Origin of the sequence: Variovorax sp. dw_308, from assembly GCF_019207085.1 — a bacterium.
Lineage (GTDB): Bacteria > Pseudomonadota > Gammaproteobacteria > Burkholderiales > Burkholderiaceae_C > Variovorax.
Genome location: NZ_JAATOM010000039.1, coordinates 1 through 19,429, shown reverse-complemented (window position 1 = coordinate 19,429; position 19,429 = coordinate 1). Strand labels below are relative to the sequence as shown.

The following is a 19,429-nucleotide window of genomic DNA, read 5'->3' as shown; positions in this document are numbered from 1 at the left end:
TCCGGTCTAGATGGTCAGTTTTCGGTCGGCGCCAACACGTCCCCTTGAAGTTGACGTGCGAGAAATGGGCCGGCCCTATGCGGCGAAGCCAGTCCTCTTTGATCTCGAAGCCGTCCTCTTTAAGGCGGGCCACAACGCCATCCATTCGCTTCGTGTTCCATGCCAGCACGATGTTGGTCAGGAGGGCGTGTGCGCCAGAAATGGCAACCAACTCCTGTGGACGCCGTCCCCGCTCCTGAGCCATCTGCCCGCCATGGATCGCGCGTTGCAGTTGATGTACCGACTCGCCCCGGTTGAGGAGCGTGTGAATCTCGCGGCGATAGTCGGAAATCGCAAGGTAGTCACACAAGAATAGCGTTCGCAGCAGGCGACCGAGGTGTTCTGCCGCGCGGTGCAGCGGATCGCCGATTGCCGCCGAACCCAGCCGGTGGATGGCATGTGCCGCAGAAGCCTGGCCGGCGCGAATGGAAGCGACCATACGCACGAGTTCATCCCATCCATGCTCAATCGATTTGATCGAGACCCTGCGCAACGTCACACTGTCCAAGCTATCCGGTACCGTCCAACCTCTTGGAACGAACAGTTTTCGCTCACTGAGATCACGCAGTCGCGGGCACAGGTCGAACCCCAAAAGCTTGGCGAGCGCCATGGCCACGTTCGTGACGCCATGCGTATCTACGGCAAGCAACGAGACACGGATGCGGTCCTCGGAACGATTGTGCTGTTCAACACCTTCGACGGCCACGCCGGCCTGGCGCTCGTTGAGCACGATCGGCTGGTCGTAGAACAAACCCCAGCGGTCACGAACGTGGGTATACATCCCGGCCGCATACGTGCGCCGCCGGGGATCTACCCGGGCTGTCCACAGGTGCCGACTGGCGTCCATCGACATCATGTCGGCCGATCCCTTGGTACCATCTCCCCACAAGGCGGCGATAGGCAATGCATTCTGGTATTCCGAGACCCGCTCGTTGGCCCGTGTCGGCAGCGGCGTGTTGTTCGTCGCAGGCTGTCGGAATAAACGTCGACACTTCAACGCCGATGTGGCCGTGGTGGTGGTCGGTGTTGAATGAGGTGGGCCAGGCGGCGCGAGGCACGTCGCTCGTGATGACGAGGCATGTCGACGACGTGTACGTGCAGCTGCTGCCGCGGTGAAGCGCGGCGGCAGGCCCCCGCAGGAGGGGGGGTGGGACAGGCTGCGCCGGGGTGGTGACGAGAGCTCGCAGATGCGCGGCAAGCTTGCCAGGCGAGATTTCAGTAGTCCTTGATCTGGTCCTTCTGACGATAGCTCTCGCCCTCGATGAGCACGACCTCACAGTGATGCAGCAGCCGGTCGAGCAAGGCGGTGGTCAGGGTGGTGTCGTTGTTGAAGATCTCGGCCCACCTTTTAAAAATGCGATTGCTCGTAATGATGGTCGAGCCGTGTTCGTAGCGTTGGCTGATGACCTGGAACAGGGCGTCTCCACCCGCCATTGTCGATGGGCAGGTAGCCGAGTTCGTCAATCGCCAGCAGCGTAGGCCGGACGTACTTGGCCATCTCACGCTTGAACGAGCCCACGCGCTGCGCCGCGGTGAGCGTGTTGATGATCTCCACGGCAGTGGTGAAGCGCACCGAGTGCGCGCGCAGGCACGCGGCGTGGGCCAGGGCGAGCATCAAGTGGGTCTTGCCAAGTCCGACGTTGGACACCAGGACCACGTTGGTGTGATCGTTCAGGAAGGTCAGGCGGAACAGGTTCTGGATCTGCTCGCGATTGATCTTCTTCGGCCAGCCCCAATCGAAGGCGTCCAGGCTCTTGAGCACGGGCATGCGCGCGGCACGGATGCGCCGCTCCAGCGAGCGTTGCTCGCGCCGATGGAGCTCGCCCTCGATGAGCTCGGCGAGGTAGTCCACATGCGAGAGCTGTTTGCGCGCGGCCTCGGCGGCGAGCGGCTCGTAATGCTCGCGCAGGTGCAGCAGTTGCAGCGTGGTGAGTTGCGCGCTCAGTAGCGAGGCTTTTGCGGCTTGCGGCTCGGGCTTCATGGAGATTCCTTGTCTTCATCCTTGTCGTACAGCGACAGATCCGGTTCCGGCAGCTCGAGCTCCAGCAGGTCGCTACGCCGCGTGAGCTGCAGCGCGCCGGGCTCGGGCAGCGTGCGCAAGCGCATCTCCAGCATGTTGGTCACATACTCCGCACTGAAGGCCTGGAAGGCCAGCCCGTCCACGATGGCGCGCGCGACGGCCGCCTCGCCGTGGATCTCGGCCAGCGCCACGATGCGGCGCACGTGGTCGCGCGCATTGGTGCGCCGAGCCTGCAGCCCTTCGTAGTAGCTGCTGGCCCGGGGCGACAGCGCGAGGAAGCGCTGCAGCAGGCGCTGCTCGCGCGCCGTGCGGCGCTGCGCCAGCAGTGCCTTGGGATGCTCGGGGTCCTCGATGTCCTGGTGCCTGGTGCCGGTCGTAGCTGCGCACGTGCCGGGCGATGAGTTGCTCGTGGTGGTAGATGCACACCCGATCTGGGTAGGCTTTGAGCGTCACGCGTTGACTCGCGTAGGCCGAGGGGACGGAGTACTTGTTGGTCTCCAGCACGACGCGGAACTGGCGCGAGGCACGCACGGTGGTGGGGCGCGCCACGTCGTAAGGCCGCGGGTTCAGCGGCTGCAGGCGAGCGAGCTCCTCCTCGGCAAACACCTGCTGCGGCACGCGGTGCGTGGCGCCGTGGATGCGCACGTTGGCCACCGTCTCCAGCCACGCCTTGGCGTGCGCGTCGAGGGCGGCCAGATCGCTCAGTTCCAGCCCGTTGAGCAGGTTTACCTTTACGTAGCCGACTCCTCTTTCGACGCGTCCTTTCTCATGACCTTGTCCGACGTTGCACGCCGTGATCTCGAAGCCGCAGTGCCTGGCGAAGTCGACGTAGCGCGGGTTGAACACCGGCGCCTCGCCCACCAGGCGGCGCAGCACTCCCGAGCGAAGGTTATCGATGATCACGCGCCTCGTGCAACCACCGAACGCGGCGAAGGCGTTCAGGTGCGCGCCGAGGAAGTGCTCCATCTGCTGCGAGGCGAAGAACTCCACGTACATCATGCGGCTGTGGCACAGCACCATCACGAAGAAGCTCAGGCGCCGACGCGTGCAGCCCATGCCGATGGTGCCGTACTCGCCCCAGTTGCGTATTCCGGCGAACGTGACCGACGATTCCGCTTGATCGTGACCGGTCGTCATGCGTGTTGAGTTGCGCGTCAGATTGTAGAAGGGGCGGTCACGATGGGTCTTTGTTCTTCTCCTTTTAGGGTGTTTTCGCGGTCTGCCGCAATGACTCGCCCGTGAGGGTGAGTCGGTGGTTCTGCTGCATCAGGCGATCGAGGATCGCGTCGGCGATGGTGGCGTCGCCGACCCAGGCATGCCAGTGCTCGATGGGCAATTGGCTTGTGATGATCGTGGCCTTGCTGGCCGCCCGGTCGTCAATGATCTCCAGCAGGTCGGACCTGGCTTGAACATCCAGCGCCGCCATGCCCCAGTCGTCGAGCAGCAGCACGTCGGTCTTGGCCAGTTGGATCAGCCATTTGCCGAAGGTCCCGTTGCCGTGGCGGATGCGCAGTTCCTCGCCGAGCCGCGGCATGCGCTGGTAGTAAGCGGAACGACCGCGCCGGCAAGCGTACTGCGCAAGCGCGCATGCAAGCCACGACTTGCCTGCACCGGTCGGGCCTGTGATCAACACGCTGTGGCCGGAATCGATCCAGTCGCCCAGCGCCAAGCTCATCACGGCCTTGCGATCAACGCCGCGACCGGCGCGAGCATCCATGTCTTCGATGGCCGCTTGCGGATACTTCAGGCGAGCCTCCTTCAAGAGCCGTTCGCGTCGCTTGTCGCCGCGCCAGTGCACTTCGCGCTCGACCAGCAAGGCCGTGCGCTCCTCGAAGCTCATGGTCGTCATGCCAGCGCTCGTGAGCTGGTCCTGCAGTCCTGCCGCCATGCCCAGCAGCTTGAGGCTTCGCAGTTGGTCGAGGGTCGTATTCATCATCATTGGGTATTCCTTGTTCGGGTGTTCAGGGAGCACAGCCGGCGTCATTGGTAGTAGCCTGGGCCGCGCACATGCTCATGGGGAGGACTGGTCCAGTTCGGCGCCGTGCTCGCGGCAACCTTGTCTCGCTCGTTGACCAGGATGGCCTTCACATGGGCGTACTTCGCCGTGCCGAGCTTCAGGGCGATCACGCTGGCTGCCTCCAGCCGCTCGCGGCCGTAGCGCCGCGCGAGCGACAGCAATCCGAGGCACGCGCGGTAGCCATGCTCGGGATGGCTCTGCGCCTCGATGAGCCGAGCCACCAGCCGGCCGGTGGCCACGCCGATGCTCTCTCCCCAATGCACCAGGCGCTCAGGCGTCCATTGAAGGTGGGCGCGGTGCGCCGCTGGCAAGTGAGCGACAACCGTCGTGAAGCCGCCCTTGTGCGCACTTCGCTGATGAGAGGCGACGCGCTGGCCGCGATGCAGCAGTTCGACCGCGTTCGTCGTGATGCGCGCCTCCAGCAGCAGCCCCACCAGGTTCTGCGGCACACTGTATCGGTGGCCTTCGATCTCCACGTGATGGTCGATGTGCACCCGCACGTTCTTGAAGGCAGCCCATTGCCAGGGCTGCAGTGGCAGCGCCTGCAACGCCGTCGCGTCCACATCGGCGAAGGCACTCGCCCGGCTGCCAGGCAGTTTCTGGAACGCCTTTCTGTTGAGCCTCTCGAGCAATGGCTCGATCGCCTCGTTCACGTCGTCGACGGTAGCGAGGCGCTGGTGGCGAAGTCGCATGAGGATCCAGCGCTCCACCACCTGCACGGCCGATTCGACCTTGGCCTTATCAAAGGTCAGCAAATGCATGTCATGCGAACGCTGGCGCGCCCATTGAGTTCGAGGTCACACACGCATTCCACCCTTGGCGGGGCAAGCGCTTCGTGCTCACCACGCGCAAGCCGAACTGGGGTGAGGACCGCGTGACGTTTTTCGATGAGGATGGGCAGCTGCGCTCGTTGCTTGCATCGTGGACCAGCGTCGACGAGCCCGACGCATTCGCCCGTGCTGCCGCCGGTCTATCGTGGCTGCGCGTGGACGATCTCGCTCGCCTAAGGGCGCTCGTCGATGAGGTCCGCAGTGCACTGCAACGGCGCAAGGGCGTAAAGAACAATACGCCGCAGAAGTAAACCTCTATACGCCGCAATATCCTGCAATAGGCCTTATTTCTGTTTCGCTGTCTGACGGTCGATAGCTATGTGGATGTCCAATTTGACTCAGCGACCACGGCTGGACAAGCCAATATATGCGGCGCATAGTGACTTACACTCAAATCGCACACATCACCATGCCCAAGCACCCGACCAAGACCGATCGACTGCGCGAGCTCGGCGCGCTGAACCCGCAGCCGCAGCGGGTACACGCGGCGTGGTTCGACAGCGCCGGCTTCTTCGACGCCAACGACCTCGTGCAGGTCAAGTACGAGATGCTTCGTCATGCGCGCCAGGACGGCGTCACCAAGGCCGAGGCGGCCAGCCTGTTCGGCCTGTCCCGGCCGACCTTCTACCTGGCCGAGGCCTCCTTCGCGCGCGAGGGGATCAGCGGGCTACTGCCCCAGCCCCGTCGACCGAAGTCGGCTCACAAGCTCACGCCCGAGGTGATGACCGTCATCAACGAGCACCACCTCGGCAGCAGCCCCATACAGGCGCGCACTCTGGCGCAGTTGGTGCACAAGCAACTGGGCATATCGGTGCACCCGCGAAGCATCGAGCGCGCTATCGCGCGGAAAAAAAACGCTGAAGCATCGGCCCGGCATCGATCGTTCAAGGTTGCCCATGAACGCGTACCAAGCCTACGAGACATTGCGCGGCCAAGTGCTTCAGGGCCAGGCTCGGCCCGCTGGACTGGGCGCCATCGTCTTCCACGGCATGTGGCGCGGTCTGGTGGTGCTGCTCAGTGCACCACCGCCGCCTTCGATCTCGTCGACGGCGATTCCTGATGTGCCGCCGATCCCGGTGGCGCACGACCCGCAACTCGTGCGCCTGCTCGCCAACATGTTGCTGCTCACGCAGTCGAAGGATGAGTATGCCTACTGACTACGCCTTGAAGATCAACGCCGACCACCTGCGGCGCGATGCGTTTGTCTACGTGCGCCAGTCCACGCAGCGCCAAGTGTTCGAGAACACCGAGAGTACCAAACGCCAGTACGCGTTGCGCGATCGCGCGGTCGCGATGGGCTGGCCAATGGAGCGTGGGCACGTCATCGACAACGATCTGGGCCTCTCGGGCGCCCAAGCCCGCGACCGCGACGGCTTCCAGCATCTGGTCACCGAGGTGGCAATGGGCCATGCCGGCATCGTGCTGGGCCTGGAGGTCTCGCGGCTCGCGCGCAACAACGCCGACTGGCAACGCCTGCTCGAGTTGGCCGCCATGTCGCGCACGATCATCAGCGACGAAGATGGTGTGTACGACCCGGCGCACTTCAACGACCGCATCTATTCGCTGATGAGCACGCGGTTTTACGACTTCGATGGGAGGAGCGAGCGCGCAGAGGCGGTGCTTGCGTCTGTCGCGCCCTTTGAGGGGCGAGCCCGGGCCGAGCGCCGGCTTCCCTTGGCGCGGCGCCGATTGACGAATCCCAGCCGTACCCACGGGTGCAGCGCGGCAGCACATTGAGGGCAGAACCAATGCTTTTGTGCTGCCTCAGTCGCGGCCAAAGGCTCGACACCGGCCCAAAAGACCGCTTGGCAGGACGGGCTCAGCGGTCGGCCCTTCTTGCGAACCCTGATGCGTCACATAGCCTGCATCCTGGGCGCCAGGCCCACGGCGCTCCTTCTGTCGCAAGCGCCACCTTCGCGTTCGCTCGACGTGGTTGACTCGCCCGATACCGCTGGACTGATACCGATGGCCAGCGGCCTGCTGAGCTTCAACTCGTGCGCGCGGGAGCAAGACTGGCGCAGTAAATCTGGCCACGGTCACAACGGCTACAGAGCAGGTGCGTTCGCGACACCGGGCACACAAAAACATGCGACCAACCGACTCCACCACGAGCTGCTCCTTCACCGGAGGGGATTGTCCCCTTCGGCACGTCGCAGGTACGCAGTTCTCGCTCCGGGCAAAACCGCGTCCTCGCCATCACATAGTGGCGGTTCCTGACCAGCGTTCACACGATGGCGCTCACTTCATCCGAAACTTCGGCCTCGCCCGCGCAATCGATTGTTGCTGGGCTTGGCACGCTGGAACTTCGTTTGACCGGTCGGTCAAATACCCCGACTCAAAGGGCTTGGTCTGGACGAATGTCTGATAGTCAATAAGCGTGAGCGAGCTAGCAGGTGACAGCGAAAACAAAACTCCGCGTTGCTGAGGGTCAAACCAATACCAAAAGTCTGCGGCACTCGCTGCATCCCCCATCTCGACAGACCAGACCGATATGTCGCCAAAGTGAGGATTGCCCTCGATGACGGCCCGGCACCTCCCCCCGCCGGCGGCAACAAAATCTGGAACAGGCATCGGCACGGAACCATGTCTCGGGTCAGGCGCCTCGAAGCACGCGGGCGCCCACGCGTCGCCGTTCCACGCGTACACGACGGTGGGCCCAGGACGGCCCTTGGGCAGGATTTCGTCAAACCGCACCGTGTAGTCGCCTGCATCGTCCTGAGCGACGAACACCGTGACCTGTACCCCGATGGTCCAGTCGTACCACAGCTCGCAATACAGCGGCGCGAGCTCTTGCGCAATCATGTAGCACTGGCTGCTGACAACGTTGGTCCATTGGGGCGGGGTAGTTCCGGCTGTGTTGCCCGGAGCAATGCCGGGGATGAGATGCTGAACCTGGGAGAACACGCAGGCCTTCGTGGCCGCTGGCGGACAAGCCTTGAACGCGACAAAAAGGTCTGCGGCTTCGACGAACGGCCCCGGATTGGACGCTGCCATCGCCCCCCCGCAAGTGGCTTCGATGCCTCTCAAGTCGATTGAAGCATCAGCGGCAAAGTTGCAAAAGTCAGCGAAGTAGACCATGCCGAGCACCGGTACCAGGAAGTCATTCGAAACGACGTTCATGATTCTCGTGGGCGTGCCGTCGGCGGCGTCGAACCAGAACCAGGTACCACCCTTGGCCGTGGCCGTGGCCTTTGCCGCAAACGCATTGCGGAGGCGACTCAAGACATTCCAGCTTCCGACGTGGGTGAACCCCCTGTCAGCAAGATAGGTCGAAGCTGGGACCTGCACCGGGGTACCGAACGGCCCGTAGGCAGCAGAAGGAATGGAAACCGCGTCCGAGGGCTCAGACGTGAGCCACCACCACTGAGTGCGGCCGTCATCGGTGACGAAGAAAACATCATAGTAGGCAAGCGTTTCAAGGAGATACATGCGCAAGCGCATCCGGCCCTTTACTGCTGTCACGGCCTCATACGTCACTTCGGCGGCGATGAGTTCGTCGGCGTAGGGCGGGCTAGGGTCCGAACCGCGGCCGTGCGGAGTCAGGAGCACGCTTGCACGCCACGTTCTAGGCAATATCGGTAAGGCGACCACTCCGTGAGGAAAAATACCAGCCTTGATGTCAGCAGGAGACGGAACGGGAATATTTGCGGATGCCATAAAGGTTCTCCCCTCCGGTTTGCGATAGCTTGCAGTGTTTACGCAATTTGGGTCGCCAGCAGATGCCTGCGACCGATGGCTCATCTGGTCGCTCTAAATGGAGCGGACCAGACGAAGTCCGTTTGCAGGTACAGGATTGTTCTGTTCGGAGGATTGCCTGCAGCGCCATCGCCCGCTCCGAGCAAGGCAGGATTCATTGGCCCCAGCGTGGGGTCGCCCGGATTGAGGATATTTCGGCCGGCAAACGGCTTTCCGTCGAGTCCAATCAGACGCGGCCCAATGCCTGCCCGAGCATGGCAGCTCATGCACGAAGAAGTCTGAAACCCGTTTTCGATGACAGGATTAGAGAGAATTGTTGGCTCTCCCTGCGCTGTTGTGAAGTCAGTCTGGGTTCCTCGCAGTATGTAATTCTTGAAGACCGTGCCCTCAGTCTCTTTGCGTACGCCATCCTTCCCGGCTGTCGCTCCCGGTCCGCGCGTTGTACTGTCCACGGGCAAAGTCAAAGCGGGCTCTTGGCCGTCTATGTTGCAGGCATTTTGCCTAGTCTCACAGTCAATGTGCCCGAAGTCCGCCCAGAACCAGTCCGGGAGGTCCTTAGTGATAATGTGAAGCGAAACTAGTCCCCAGACCACCTTGCTGTTATCAACGTTCGTGGTCTCGCGCCAGAGATAGCGCGATTTCAGACTGGGGTCAATCTGCTTCCACATCGCCTTAATTTCCTTCGAGCCAGCTTTGAACGAAATGAGTTGACGGTTGTTCGTCTGACGTGCCGTTTGTAAGAGGGCCTCCAAGCCTCCCAGGCTGTACATCCCGTTCTCACGAATGAATTCGTAAGTCGTCCTGTTAGCATGGACCTCCTGTTCGAGGGGGGCTGGCGGGAAGAATCGTTCAGCAGCGGAGGGCAGGATGCTCCTGAACCTTTCCAGGAAGGCCTCTCTCTTGAGATTGGGTTCAAGCAACAGACGCCTTGGCCCACTTCTATTCAATTTATCCCATTCGACGGGTTTGGCCCCGTTTGGCGGATAGGTTTCACTCAGGTCTTTTCCTGACGACATGGCCCAACTTTCCCACACGACCGAATCGCTCGGGTCACCAAGATGCTTTGTGTCGTCAGGAACCCCAGCCACTCCCGGTTTGGCAGGCAAGTTTATGTAAAGAAATAGCCGCCACGCGTATTCGTCGGGGGTCTTCAGCGCCAGTTCCGTGGCCGCTGCATTGCCGCCAGGCTCGGTCATGGGTTGCGCCATTGCGTGAGGGTCCAGCACTGAAGCAGCCAAGGCAACTATGGTGACAAGGTTCTTCACGGCTGAAATCCTCCTTGCATCCAATCGTAAAAAATCGCCAGCATGGCTGGCGTCCAAAACGGCCCCCCTTTAGGCATTCTGGGGGTTTCGTCTCCCGTGAGGCGCGCGTACACGTGGCGCGCATTGGCGTGGTCCGCGTAGATGTTGTCGGCTGAGGGGTCAGCCATATAGCTGTAGCTGTCAAGGTGCACGCCGATTGCAGTCATGCAGTTGACTTGCCCAACATTGAATAGCTTGCTGACATCTTGTGCGAAAGAGGTGCTGGGCATGGCTGGCACTTCAATTTCCGGCGATTGTCGAATCAACCCACGGCTTGAAGACAGAAACGCGGGTATAGACTCCGAACTTCAACTGCCGCGCGCAGCCTTCGCCCCAACTCACGATACCCACGAGGGTGGGTATTCCGTCCAGCATCAAGGACGCCGGGCCGCCACTGTCGCCTTGGCACGAGTCCAGTCCGCCGCCTCGCAGTCCGGCGCAGAACATTGAATTTGTGATGCGCCCGTCATAGGCATCCGGCGCGTTGCAAGAGCCGTTGTCCACCATAGGAATTTGCGCAGCCATCAACACTTCCGAAGGCGTGCCCCCTTCCAGAGCGGCCCCCCATCCGGACACTTCTATGTTGGACCCCGGCGGAATCCCGGCTTCGCTGGCTGGAAGTGCAATCGGCTGTCCGAGCGTCGTCGGCACCCAGAGCTTCAGGAGGGCAATGTCGTTGGCCATGGTGGCCGGGTTCCAATCCTTGTGGACCAAGACTTTCGCCACTTTGATGCGCTCGCCCTTGTACTTATAGAACGAAGTACCGGCAATTACATCGACCCTGTCAGGGGTCGTTGAATTGTCCACGCAGTGCGCAGCGGTCACTATCCAGTTGGGGGCGACGATGCTTCCACCGCAAAACTCCTGGCGGATGGGTTCCGGTGCGAAGCCGACCACCAGAGCCACCTGCCACGGGTTCTTGTCAATGGTCGTGAAATCGCCGCCGATAATTCTTGGGTCAATCTGAATGGAGGCTGACTTCTCCGCCAGGGCGATGGCGCGAGACGCGGGGGGCTTGGAGAAGGCGCTCAACTTCCCGTTTTGAAGCTGGCCGCCGAGGGACTTGAGCTGTTCCAGCGAAAATTGCGCCCCCATCGTGGGAGGATGAGGAGGCTCGGTAGCCCCTGCGGCCAAGTTCAGGAGTTCGGCGGCCACCAAGATACAAAGCGCTTTTGCTGACATCTTGTCCCTCCTCGGGAGTGCTGCTGCAGTCTAGGCGTGGGGACCCAATGCAGGCATCCATAGTCTTGGGGATGCCAAACGCTTTATTACAGCGTATTTTGGGGTAATCGTATTTTTTCGACAAATTGACACGGTCGTGGTTGTCGCCGAGCGAGGCTGCATGATCGGATGGCAAATCCGAACTCGGATCCACAAGGCGCGCCGAAGGCGTAGATTGGCGGGCCCATCGTTGTGGAGGATCCTGCCGTGTGGTTTGCCCAACGCTTCATTGGCGCGGAGACGCTTCCCTCCAGGATGTCCGAACTGGATGTCCAGCAGTTCTTCAGCCTGAGCAAGGACGACATTTCCGCGGTCTGCGAGCGCTTCCGCGATGACCGCCGCGTCGCTGCTGCCATTCAGTTGCTCTTTCTTCGGGCAAGCGGCCGCCCGATGGACCGATTTGCCGCGGTACCGAAGGTCTTGCTGCGTTCGGTCTGCGAAGCGTTCGGATTGCCCAGCGTGAGCATCGCCAGTCTCCGATCGCTCTATGAACGTCGACAGACGCTATACGAGCACCAAGCCTGGGCCCGCACATATCTCGGCCTGAGCGATGTGGATGAGGTCCAGTTCCAGAAGATGGAGCAGGTTCTCGCGGTCGCCGCGCTCGAGGCCGCCCACCCCGATGACCTGATGCGAACCGCCGCACCTGGCTGTACGGCAGGCGAATCATCATTCCGGGTTCACGCCGAATTGGGGACTGGGCCCGCAAGGCGTTCGACGCCACGGAGGCGGCAATGGCCGCAACGAACTCTGTGTGGTTCGATCGAGAGAAGCGCCGAGTGGCACTAGTGGCAGAGTTCGAGCGTTACTCGGGTAAGCAAAAGAACCTTAGCCCGAAGGTCGAAACGCTGTGTCTCGCCCAGCAACGCTGGAATCGCGAGGATGCAACGCTGCTTCTGGCGTACTGGACCAACGGTCTTGTCACGCTGCCTGATCACGACGGGCTCAGAGACATTGTGAGGGGCGGCTTCCAGGGCCCCGGCGGCATACGCGTCCCAGGAAACTCAAGGGCGCGGCTCATCTTCTTTCAATTCGTCGTCCGATCCGGCCAGGACGGTCTGCTCCGGCTGGAAAACATCTTTCGTCGAGGTGAATCATGACGATCAAGTTCTTTGTCCCGAGAGCTGACCGACGACTTGGTGATCGGTACGAGCTTGTCGAGTGTCTCGGCGACGGCTCGTACGGCTGGGTGTGGCGCGCCCAGCGTCTGTCAGACGGGGCGATCGTTGCTGTGAAGATCCCGAAGGCGCAGGGCAAGCGAAACGAAGAGCTTGCCGAGGGCTCTCTGCTTGTTGGGCAGGTGTCGCACCCGAGTGTGGTCGATGTCTACTGGATGGGGCGGGTGCCGCCCGAGGGCGAGTGGTATGCGATTGAGATGGAGTATTTCCCTTCCATCACCCTCGCGCAGCTTCTCGACAAAGGGGAAGAAGGCTTTGTCGCCAGCTACGACAAGCTTCTGGGTGTGTTCGAGCAAGTGCTGGACGGCTGCGCCCATCTGCATCGGATGGGGATGTCGCATGGCGACATCAAGCCGCAAAACGTTCTTGTCGCTGCTAATCGGGTGAAGCTCACCGACTTTGGGTCAAGCGTTCTGCCTGAAGACATGTATGCCCGAACGCGCGAGAACGGCGGAACGATACTCTATTCCGCACCGGAAGTCGTCGGTGCAACGCTCGCGACTCGCGACAAGTCGGCGAGATTCCTTTGCGACATCTACAGCCTGGGTGTACTGCTGTACCACTTGGTCACCGCACGACTGCCGCACGACACCTTGAGCCAAGTCGCGCGCCATGTGCCATTCGCGGGCGCGCGTGAAGTCAACTCTTCTGTCTCGCAGCCGCTAGACGAATTCATCGACCGTTGCCTAAGGCTGGTGCCGGAAGAGCGCTGGCCTACCGTGGACGTGATGTTGGAGACTTTTCGCAGCGTCCGCCGCGCCCAGGTTCAATCGACGCCCACGCGGGCGCTTGGGACTATGCCCACACCGCAAGAGGATTGGTCGACGCAGGCAGTGCGTCTGGTAGAGAAGGGCGATTACCGTGATGCCGAGCTGGTTGCGCGCGCAGAGTTCGAATCGTCGAGGGATGAGCAGGCTTTCTTGCTGATGGTTCACGCGTCGTACCGGGAAGGCCGTTACTTCGATTGCATTCGCGATCTTGAGTTACGGCCCGACATGGTGGACGCGCCATCCCCCACGGGCGCGGAGTTACGACGGTTGGCGCTGTCGGCATATTTGGAGATTCGACAAATAGATCGTGCCAGGTCCTTCGCTGCCAAGTGCCTCGCCGATACCCCTGACGCTCCGGATCTCCTACTGAAAAGTGCCTCGATCCTTGCGCTCGACGCGAAGTACGAGGCAGCCGCAGAGGTGCTCTTGGCACTTCACCGGAGACTGCCAGGCCGGCCAGCAATTTTGCGCCGGCTTGTTGCGGTGTTCGAGCAGATGCGAGACGTCGGCAAGGCTGCCGCGTTCCTGCGTGCGTACCAGAAACTTGCGCCAGACGATCCTTGGGCTGCAAAGAAGGCCGAGCAGTACCGAGCAATTGGGCTTGCCTGACACTTCGGGTCAACCACCCAGGGCCGGCCGGCGGCTTTCATCTGCTTGAGCCCCGGCATGTTCGAACCGACCCTATATGCCGAAGTGCTGAGCCAACCGCTTCAACCCAAGCGGCAATATGCGGTCACGCCTGTGCCGGCCACTCCGCACCGGCACGGAATTTCCATACTCGAACGGGTGGTCAATATCGAATCGGCGCCGACAGCGGGTGGTCTGCGGGAAGGCGGCGGTGGGATTGGCGCTGCAGGCAGTGTTCACTGCCGCGCGCGACCTGCTGGTCACTCGGCGCGGTGAGGCTTACCTGAGCTGGCGGCTCCCGCGGACTTTAGCCGGTCGCTGCTGGAAGCTGGTGCGGTCGAGTTCGCCATTCATCGAGGGCGCTTTTCGCGATCGGCAAGTTCGACGAGCGCATCGCGATCCGCCTCGAATGAATCGGCCAGCGGACGCAACAGCGCGGCGCGCCAGCGGAGGGCTTGAGCTTCTTGTTGAACGGCGAGGATGCGTATGTCACGCAGCCAAGCCTGGGCCGCATCGCGGTTGCAGGCTTTTGCGACTTCGAGGGGGCGCAAGTCCTATCCGCGCATCACCACGGCCGCCCGATTGCCAGCATCGGCCGCGTCCAGACGCACGTTGCATGAAGGCGACACTGAAGGCTTTATTGTCACCCCGACCCGAATTTTTCTGTCGAAACTTCGAGCCTTTTGGAGGCTCCATGCACTTGACACAAGGACCGGCTCAAGCGGAGCGGGCACTCAACGGATTGTCCGCAAGCTTTTGGCCGACAACGAGAGAAGCGATGATTGATCGAGAGTTCAAGCACCGCGGGCCAGCGATCAACGTGGAACTGGCCGAGCGCTACTTGCGCTATGGTACTCACGAGCTTGAAAAGCGAGTGGGCGACGCCGGCGCGAGCGCCCAGCGCACGGCAACGCAGTTGGCGTCCACCGCCAAGAACTTCGATTCGGTGTTGTCCGATGGCGATCAACTCGCGTTGCGGGCCGCGCGCGCAGCGATGCGCAAGCTGGCCACCGACCTGAAAGCGCTGAAGCCGTGGGCCAAGGCATACGCAGCGTTCGCGTTGGACAAGCACCTGCGCGAATTGGACAAGCACTACGCGGACGAGGCTGCCAAGCGTTGGCCTGGCGATGCCGGCCTCGAGGCCGAGGCACTGGACCTAGTCGACTTCTTCTCCAAAGGCGATGAGGGCGCAGCAGTCGAGGCCTTTGTTCTGGCACGACACCCCGGTCACACGCACGTGTACCTAACTAGCTCCGGCGGCGCGACCATCGATGCGCGTCAGCGCATAACCGGGGCCTTGAAGGCAGGCGACATGGTGCAGGTGCGACGCTATTGCTTGGAGATCCTGGAGGACATGTCCAGTGGGTTCAGCTCCGATCGGACGTGGTTCGCGAGCAGAGGCGACTACGACGCCTGGGCCGAGGCCCGTCGTCGAGCGCGCGCGACGACCAAGGCCGCCGTGACGCTGGCCACCGAAACCTCCAGGCGATAGTCATCGGAAAACACATGAACGACCACACCAAAGCATTGCTTAGGATGCGGTACTGGTTGGGGGGACTGCTCTCGCGGTTGCGGCCCAACCTGGCCAAGAAGACGCAGGTCCGCCGGGATCAATCCACGCCAGGGGAGCGCCCCCGCTACGCCCATGGATGACGATACTCTCGCTCCGGGAAAAGGAAGGCGGCGTGCAGTAGCTGGCCAGATTCGAGGATCTCCTTGACTGTGGCCGCAATTTAAATCTCAAGCCACTCGAGCGACTTCAGGTAGTCCGCGAGCGCCTCTTGCAATTCCGCGCGCGCCGCGGGATCTGAGCATGGCCTAGCCGTCAATCGCGCCCGACCGGTAATCTTTGGCGGCCGCCAACACGGCGTCGGGATTGCTTGCGATGACTTCCCGCGGGCGCTTTCCGCTGAGCATCAAACTGGCGGAGTCAAACCAGCATGCGAGCATGAAAGGCTCGAGGCCACCCAGCACGGAAAGGATCTCCTTGACCGCCGGCAAAGGCTGCCAAGTCGCATCGAAGGCATAAAGCGGGTACAACTTCTTTCCTCGATGGTCGATACCGAAGATGCGGCCGTTGGCCAGCCATCTTTTCACCGTCGCACGCGCATTGAACACCTTCGGATAAACGAGCTGCCCGATTTCGGCATCCGTGAGCCACTCGGTGCCGGTCATGACGGCTTGGATCGCGCGCGCTTCAAGTTTCACCCGGAGTGCCGACATGCGGCGCGGCTCCAGCAGATCCGCCATCGCCTGCTGCGATTTGCGCTCCAGTTTTGAGGCGACGGCGAATAGCCGCATCAACAGGCGGTACTGGCCTTCAACAAAGCGGGCTGTTTCCTCGCGGAGCAGCTCGCGCGCGATGAGGCGCGATGCCTCGCGCACCGCCTCGACGCGTGCGATGAGCGCCTCCGGATCATTCTCTTCCGGTGCGTTCGGCTCCGGTGTCGCGCTCTTGCGGCGCGGCCGCGACGCTACGCGCACAGTCGCCGTGGGTTCATTGGTTTCGGAAGATTTCTTGCGCATGGCTGGAGGATCGGATCGTCTTCAGTTCACGTGGCACGGACCGGGCACCTGACACGTCTAACGCTCGTCACGACTGCTGATTCCTTCTTGGAGGCACGTGCAACTTGCACAGCGTCAGGTAGTAGCCGTCATAGGCCCTGGTTTTCGCGGCTGCCCCGCAACGCATGCATGCACTTCCCGTCCGCGCCTCCGCCTCGTCGACGATGGCGTCGATGCGATCCGCCACCGGGTCGCCGGCCTTCGTGGGCTTCTTGATCACGCTGTGCCAGCCTTGGCCGTCGCTCAGATCGACGATCAAGCGCTTCGCGTTGCCGAGGCGGTAGTAGAACCGTGCGGTGCCGAACTTCTCTTTCACCTGCCGCCAATAGAACCCCCGCTTGTTTTCGCCAAGCACCGCGTCGATCTGCTCACAGGCCCACGCAAAGATCAGCAACCAGCCGTCGTAGTACTCCATGCTGAGGGACTCGCCCGCGAACATATAGGGAAAGCGTGCCTCCAACTTCTCGACCGGGGTCATCTGGAGCCCCTTGATGACGAAAGCGCACGCGGTACTGAAATCGACGTCCAGACATGCTCGCGCCGGAGGCATGCGACTCCGTCGCCGCAAGGACCGCCTCGGGAATTCGTCACCGCTCGGGCTCCTCGCTGATCCACCAATTCAATGGCTCGTTGCTCTGAACGGCAAATTCGATCTGCCAAGGCTCCGGGTAATGGCGCAGGATCCGTCTCGCCAGTTGGGTAAGCTTGGGTGGCACAGGTCCCCCCCATAGCTCCTCGTCCTTCTCACGCAGGTAGGCAAGCTCCCGCAGCGTCTCGCCCGCCCATTCGAGGGCACGGCGTCTTTCGTATGGCAAGGTCATGATGTCGTTACTTCCATCGTTGATCTCCGCGTGACTTGATCCATCGGGTACCGCTTCAGCATTGCCAAGCGCCTTGGCTGCGACGTGTGGAAACGAACCGAATTGAAATGGGGTCGCCTCCCTGTGCCGGGAGCTTCGCCCAATCCGAACGGCCGCCTCACTTCGCTTTCCCGTACCGCGTCGCCAGTCGGTTCAGTTCGTCCGCAACCTTGCGTCGCCCGGTCTCTGAACCCAGCATCTCGAGCGGTATGCCTTCGAGCGAGCGATTGAATTCGCGCAGCCAGCGATATGCTTCCGGTTCGCTGGCGAACACCCGTCTCGCTTTGCGCGATGCGACCGTTTCGGACTTGAACAGCTCGATGAGCATTTCAAGATCGGTAGACGCGTCCAGGAAATCCATAGGCTCGCGATAGCCAAGCGCCGGGTGCTCTGTAAAGAGCCACTGATTCATGTAGGCATTGCAGTCAGACGTCACGTTGTTCGACGCTGGCTCTGCGTCGATTTCCGCGCAGGCGTCTATCAGACGCCCACAAATAACGTCCTTTGCCAGCGGTCCCCGAATTTCGCGGGCCATCCACGTGTGCATGCTTCTTTGCTCACGCGCCGCCCGTTCGATCTCGTCGAAACTCGGGTAGAAGCGCAGCGCCGCTTTGGCTGCGTACAGGAGGCGCTCGGGCAACTGGGCGCCCCATTTTTCCGGGTTCCCGCCAGTCTTGACGATGTCCGAAATGAGCTGGCCGGCTCGAAGGAACGCAGTCAGTCGTTGCTGCGGCATGGTCATTGGCAGACCCTCGAGGCGTGAAGTTCGAAGCAAGGGCTCGCGCGGCATCGTGAATGCCACTCTCGCACGGGGTTGGCAGCAATGGGGTGTCTTGAGAAGGCGTTCATGGGCGTCAATGGAGTGGTCTGTCCTTGTGCACTGAATCGTTTGGGTCAGGTGGCAGGTCCGCCGCGGTCAGGTGGCGCCTGTTGTTGGCCACGGCGCGTGCGACCGCGAGGTGCACGTGCCGCCCGATCTCCCTCGGCGTATAGAACGCCAACTTGTGGCACCAGGCGTCATCGGGCGGCGCGAAGTCGCCCACTCCCGAATCGGCCACCACACTTCGTACGACGACGCGTGCGAGTTGAAGCGCCTGCTCGCCCATGGGCGGCAGGATCTCGAACTCGCGGAATCGCGAGAGGATCGACGCGGGAACTTTGCAGCGGTCGTTCGAGGTCGCGACATAGATCACCAGCCGCGCGTTGAAGCTCATGCCCAACAGCGCGTCGACCGCGTTGGCCGATGTCGCCGGCTCGAGCAACGAGTGCAGCGACCCCGTGGGATTGCAGTTGCCGCCGACCGCGGCCTTGTCGAGTTCATCGATCAGAACCAGAGGGTTCGCATGGTTTCCCAACAAGACCAGTTCAAAGATCAAACCAAACGCCGCCGTACTCCAATGCCGCTCCGTTCCAAGCAACGCCGCGGACGATTGCGCGTTTTCCATCGAATGGCGGCGCATGGGAACGCCTAGCGCCGCGCCCAAGTCGCTGGCATAGCGGGTCTTGCCGACACCCGGACAACCAGTTAGATGAATCGGCGGAATCCACAACGCCTCACCCGACGCAACGGACAGGGAAACGCGGTGCGCGACGAAGTCAGTGACTTCACGAAAATGCGGATGAACGTCGTACAGATGGGCAAGTGATCGCCGCCACCGCACCGGATCCAAGCCCGGATTCACGACCTCCCGCCTCGCCCCTTTAGCAAGGAGCTTTCGCAGCAGTTCGGCGTCCTGTTTTCTTTCAGCGTCATCACGCCAGGTGAGGACGAGTTCCGCGACGCGCAGTAGCTCATCACCCGTGAGCACCATGTGGAAATGCGCGAGGTCGCTCCTGGCGATGACCCGCTCGAACGCATTGATCAGGGCAGCGCGCTCATCGGCGTGTCCCAATACGTCCGCGACAGTCGTGGGATTTTGGGCCCTGCTGGCGCTCTCATGCTGCGCTGCTTCGGCTCGTTGCTTTGCCTCCAGCTCGGCCCTTTTTTGCAGCTCGGCATTCATCAAAGCGTCCTTGAGCTCCAATGGCACAAGAAACGGCTTTAGCGAATGCAACTGTCCCCGCATCCAATCCGGTCTGTACTGCGCATAGCCCGGCGGATCGTCCGGATTCTGAAACGCCCTTGTCATGTCTGGTCTCCATTGACGGCCGCGCGTGGTGTCGATGCGGTCATGGACACGACTCCTTGGGCGGATCGTCGCCAAGGGGGACGCCGCACCCGGCGCGCTCGATCAGATCGTTCTCCAGGGCCATCCATTGCAGTTGCGCGGCCTTGAACTGGCGCTCATGCACAACGCGGCGT

At 61.8% G+C, this 19,429-nt stretch carries 23 protein-coding genes and 3 pseudogenes; 9 read left to right on the top strand and 17 right to left on the bottom strand.

What is annotated here, in order from left to right; translation table 11 throughout:
* Positions 1-40: 40 nt before the first annotated feature.
* Positions 41-979 (bottom strand): annotated as a pseudogene (locus HCU76_RS34370) (Tn3 family transposase); the annotation flags it as partial.
* Here HCU76_RS34370 and HCU76_RS34365 point away from each other — a divergent pair.
* Positions 894-1,073 (top strand): hypothetical protein, encoded by a 180-nt coding sequence (locus tag HCU76_RS34365; protein ID WP_218511803.1) that lies wholly within the window; start codon positions 894-896, stop codon positions 1,071-1,073. The pseudogene HCU76_RS34370 and the gene HCU76_RS34365 overlap by 86 nt on opposite strands.
* Positions 1,074-1,254: 181 nt before the next feature.
* Here HCU76_RS34365 and HCU76_RS37405 read toward each other — a convergent pair whose 3' ends face one another.
* The 6 genes and pseudogenes from HCU76_RS37405 to HCU76_RS34345 all read right to left on the bottom strand — a co-directional run.
* Positions 1,255-1,473, bottom strand: a complete 219-nt coding sequence (locus tag HCU76_RS37405) for an ATP-binding protein (protein ID WP_371319948.1) — start codon at positions 1,471-1,473, stop codon at positions 1,255-1,257.
* Complete coding sequence (locus HCU76_RS34360) at positions 1,388-2,020, bottom strand: ATP-binding protein (RefSeq protein ID WP_218511791.1); 633 nt, start codon at positions 2,018-2,020, stop codon at positions 1,388-1,390. Before HCU76_RS34360 ends, HCU76_RS37405 begins: the two co-directional genes overlap by 86 nt.
* Positions 2,017-2,262 (bottom strand): hypothetical protein, encoded by a 246-nt coding sequence (locus HCU76_RS37010; RefSeq protein ID WP_256354700.1) that lies wholly within the window; start codon positions 2,260-2,262, stop codon positions 2,017-2,019. Before HCU76_RS37010 ends, HCU76_RS34360 begins: the two co-directional genes overlap by 4 nt.
* Before the next feature lie 220 nt (positions 2,263-2,482).
* Positions 2,483-3,079 (bottom strand): annotated as a pseudogene (istA, locus tag HCU76_RS37400) (IS21 family transposase); the annotation flags it as partial.
* Positions 3,080-3,260: 181 nt separating this feature from the next.
* Positions 3,261-3,998: an IS21-like element helper ATPase IstB gene (gene istB, locus HCU76_RS34350; protein ID WP_218511789.1), complete on the bottom strand. Its 738-nt coding sequence runs from the start codon at positions 3,996-3,998 to the stop codon at positions 3,261-3,263.
* 41 nt (positions 3,999-4,039) lie between these two features.
* A pseudogene (locus tag HCU76_RS34345) lies at positions 4,040-4,819 on the bottom strand (IS21 family transposase); the annotation flags it as partial.
* Here HCU76_RS34345 and HCU76_RS34340 point away from each other — a divergent pair.
* From HCU76_RS34340 to HCU76_RS34330, 3 genes are all read left to right on the top strand, one after another.
* Entirely contained in the window at positions 4,801-5,157 is a 357-nt protein-coding gene (locus HCU76_RS34340) for a DUF5372 family protein (protein WP_371319949.1), read from the top strand. The pseudogene HCU76_RS34345 and the gene HCU76_RS34340 sit on opposite strands and share 19 nt — an antisense overlap.
* A 158-nt stretch (positions 5,158-5,315) precedes the next feature.
* Positions 5,316-5,966 carry a helix-turn-helix domain-containing protein gene (locus tag HCU76_RS34335; protein WP_218511787.1) on the top strand — a complete coding sequence of 217 codons (651 nt, stop codon included), beginning with the start codon at positions 5,316-5,318 and terminating at the stop codon, positions 5,964-5,966.
* Between the two features lie 104 nt (positions 5,967-6,070).
* Positions 6,071-6,643 carry a recombinase family protein gene (locus HCU76_RS34330; RefSeq protein WP_256354698.1) on the top strand — a complete coding sequence of 191 codons (573 nt, stop codon included), beginning with the start codon at positions 6,071-6,073 and terminating at the stop codon, positions 6,641-6,643.
* Positions 6,644-7,144: 501 nt separating this feature from the next.
* Here the strand turns inward: HCU76_RS34330 and HCU76_RS34325 are convergent.
* The 4 genes from HCU76_RS34325 to HCU76_RS34310 form a co-directional block, all read right to left on the bottom strand.
* The gene (locus HCU76_RS34325; RefSeq protein WP_218511786.1) at positions 7,145-8,563 is read right to left on the bottom strand and encodes a hypothetical protein; all 1,419 of its coding nucleotides are present in this window, start codon (positions 8,561-8,563) and stop codon (positions 7,145-7,147) included.
* An 80-nt stretch (positions 8,564-8,643) separates the two neighbouring features.
* Positions 8,644-9,867, bottom strand: a complete 1,224-nt coding sequence (locus HCU76_RS34320; RefSeq protein ID WP_218511785.1) for a hypothetical protein — start codon at positions 9,865-9,867, stop codon at positions 8,644-8,646.
* A complete protein-coding gene (locus tag HCU76_RS34315; RefSeq protein WP_218511784.1) occupies positions 9,864-10,136 on the bottom strand; it encodes a hypothetical protein in 273 nt (90 codons plus the stop codon). The genes HCU76_RS34320 and HCU76_RS34315 overlap by 4 nt, the downstream gene beginning before the upstream one ends.
* Positions 10,137-10,146: 10 nt before the next feature.
* Positions 10,147-11,088 (bottom strand): serine protease, encoded by a 942-nt coding sequence (locus HCU76_RS34310; RefSeq protein WP_218511783.1) that lies wholly within the window; start codon positions 11,086-11,088, stop codon positions 10,147-10,149.
* 246 nt (positions 11,089-11,334) lie between these two features.
* Here HCU76_RS34310 and HCU76_RS34305 point away from each other — a divergent pair, with 246 nt between their 5' ends.
* From HCU76_RS34305 to HCU76_RS34290, 4 genes are read left to right on the top strand one after another with little or no spacing between them, the layout of a single operon-like run.
* A complete protein-coding gene (locus HCU76_RS34305; RefSeq protein ID WP_218511782.1) occupies positions 11,335-11,916 on the top strand; it encodes a DUF4158 domain-containing protein in 582 nt (193 codons plus the stop codon).
* Positions 11,916-12,227, top strand: a complete 312-nt coding sequence (locus HCU76_RS34300; RefSeq protein ID WP_218511781.1) for a hypothetical protein — start codon at positions 11,916-11,918, stop codon at positions 12,225-12,227. Before HCU76_RS34305 ends, HCU76_RS34300 begins: the two co-directional genes overlap by 1 nt.
* Positions 12,224-13,684 carry a protein kinase gene (locus tag HCU76_RS34295; protein WP_218511780.1) on the top strand — a complete coding sequence of 487 codons (1,461 nt, stop codon included), beginning with the start codon at positions 12,224-12,226 and terminating at the stop codon, positions 13,682-13,684. Before HCU76_RS34300 ends, HCU76_RS34295 begins: the two co-directional genes overlap by 4 nt.
* Before the next feature lie 57 nt (positions 13,685-13,741).
* Complete coding sequence (locus tag HCU76_RS34290) at positions 13,742-13,978, top strand: hypothetical protein (RefSeq protein WP_218511779.1); 237 nt, start codon at positions 13,742-13,744, stop codon at positions 13,976-13,978.
* A 74-nt stretch (positions 13,979-14,052) separates the two neighbouring features.
* Here HCU76_RS34290 and HCU76_RS34285 read toward each other — a convergent pair whose 3' ends face one another.
* Positions 14,053-14,253, bottom strand: a complete 201-nt coding sequence (locus tag HCU76_RS34285) for a hypothetical protein (RefSeq protein WP_218511778.1) — start codon at positions 14,251-14,253, stop codon at positions 14,053-14,055.
* Positions 14,254-14,480: 227 nt separating this feature from the next.
* Here HCU76_RS34285 and HCU76_RS34280 point away from each other — a divergent pair, with 227 nt between their 5' ends.
* Entirely contained in the window at positions 14,481-15,194 is a 714-nt protein-coding gene (locus HCU76_RS34280; RefSeq protein WP_218511777.1) for a hypothetical protein, read from the top strand.
* Between the two features lie 326 nt (positions 15,195-15,520).
* On the opposite strand, the gene HCU76_RS34275 is transcribed toward HCU76_RS34280, so the two are convergent.
* The 5 genes from HCU76_RS34275 to HCU76_RS34255 all read right to left on the bottom strand — a co-directional run bounded on the left by HCU76_RS34275 (position 15,521) and on the right by HCU76_RS34255 (position 19,256).
* Positions 15,521-16,228 (bottom strand): hypothetical protein, encoded by a 708-nt coding sequence (locus tag HCU76_RS34275; protein WP_218511776.1) that lies wholly within the window; start codon positions 16,226-16,228, stop codon positions 15,521-15,523.
* Positions 16,229-16,295: 67 nt separating this feature from the next.
* Positions 16,296-16,745 (bottom strand): hypothetical protein, encoded by a 450-nt coding sequence (locus tag HCU76_RS34270; RefSeq protein ID WP_218511775.1) that lies wholly within the window; start codon positions 16,743-16,745, stop codon positions 16,296-16,298.
* A gap of 109 nt (positions 16,746-16,854) precedes the next feature.
* Positions 16,855-17,088: a BPSL0761 family protein gene (locus tag HCU76_RS34265; protein WP_218511774.1), complete on the bottom strand. Its 234-nt coding sequence runs from the start codon at positions 17,086-17,088 to the stop codon at positions 16,855-16,857.
* 157 nt (positions 17,089-17,245) lie between these two features.
* Positions 17,246-17,869, bottom strand: coding sequence for a Y4oB family protein (locus HCU76_RS34260; protein ID WP_218511773.1), 624 nt, complete (start codon positions 17,867-17,869; stop codon positions 17,246-17,248).
* A gap of 112 nt (positions 17,870-17,981) precedes the next feature.
* On the bottom strand, positions 17,982-19,256 hold the full coding sequence (locus HCU76_RS34255; RefSeq protein WP_218511772.1) for an AAA family ATPase: 1,275 nt from the start codon (positions 19,254-19,256) through the stop codon (positions 17,982-17,984).
* Between the last annotated feature and the right edge of the window lie 173 nt (positions 19,257-19,429).

Coding starts and splice junctions, on each gene's coding strand:
- HCU76_RS34270 (WP_218511775.1), bottom strand. CDS start 16,745: ATGACCCCGGTCGAGAAGTTGGAGGCACGCTTTCCCTATATGTTCGCG.
- HCU76_RS34295 (WP_218511780.1), top strand. CDS start 12,224: ATGACGATCAAGTTCTTTGTCCCGAGAGCTGACCGACGACTTGGTGAT.
- HCU76_RS34265 (WP_218511774.1), bottom strand. CDS start 17,088: ATGACCTTGCCATACGAAAGACGCCGTGCCCTCGAATGGGCGGGCGAG.
- HCU76_RS34260 (WP_218511773.1), bottom strand. CDS start 17,869: ATGACCATGCCGCAGCAACGACTGACTGCGTTCCTTCGAGCCGGCCAG.
- istB (WP_218511789.1), bottom strand. CDS start 3,998: ATGATGATGAATACGACCCTCGACCAACTGCGAAGCCTCAAGCTGCTG.
- HCU76_RS34360 (WP_218511791.1), bottom strand. CDS start 2,020: ATGAAGCCCGAGCCGCAAGCCGCAAAAGCCTCGCTACTGAGCGCGCAA.
- HCU76_RS37405 (WP_371319948.1), bottom strand. CDS start 1,473: ATGGCGGGTGGAGACGCCCTGTTCCAGGTCATCAGCCAACGCTACGAA.
- HCU76_RS34290 (WP_218511779.1), top strand. CDS start 13,742: ATGTTCGAACCGACCCTATATGCCGAAGTGCTGAGCCAACCGCTTCAA.
- HCU76_RS34335 (WP_218511787.1), top strand. CDS start 5,316: ATGCCCAAGCACCCGACCAAGACCGATCGACTGCGCGAGCTCGGCGCG.
- HCU76_RS34325 (WP_218511786.1), bottom strand. CDS start 8,563: ATGGCATCCGCAAATATTCCCGTTCCGTCTCCTGCTGACATCAAGGCT.
- HCU76_RS34310 (WP_218511783.1), bottom strand. CDS start 11,088: ATGTCAGCAAAAGCGCTTTGTATCTTGGTGGCCGCCGAACTCCTGAAC.
- HCU76_RS34315 (WP_218511784.1), bottom strand. CDS start 10,136: ATGCCCAGCACCTCTTTCGCACAAGATGTCAGCAAGCTATTCAATGTT.
- HCU76_RS34275 (WP_218511776.1), bottom strand. CDS start 16,228: ATGCGCAAGAAATCTTCCGAAACCAATGAACCCACGGCGACTGTGCGC.
- HCU76_RS34280 (WP_218511777.1), top strand. CDS start 14,481: ATGATTGATCGAGAGTTCAAGCACCGCGGGCCAGCGATCAACGTGGAA.
- HCU76_RS34365 (WP_218511803.1), top strand. CDS start 894: ATGTCGGCCGATCCCTTGGTACCATCTCCCCACAAGGCGGCGATAGGC.
- HCU76_RS34255 (WP_218511772.1), bottom strand. CDS start 19,256: ATGACAAGGGCGTTTCAGAATCCGGACGATCCGCCGGGCTATGCGCAG.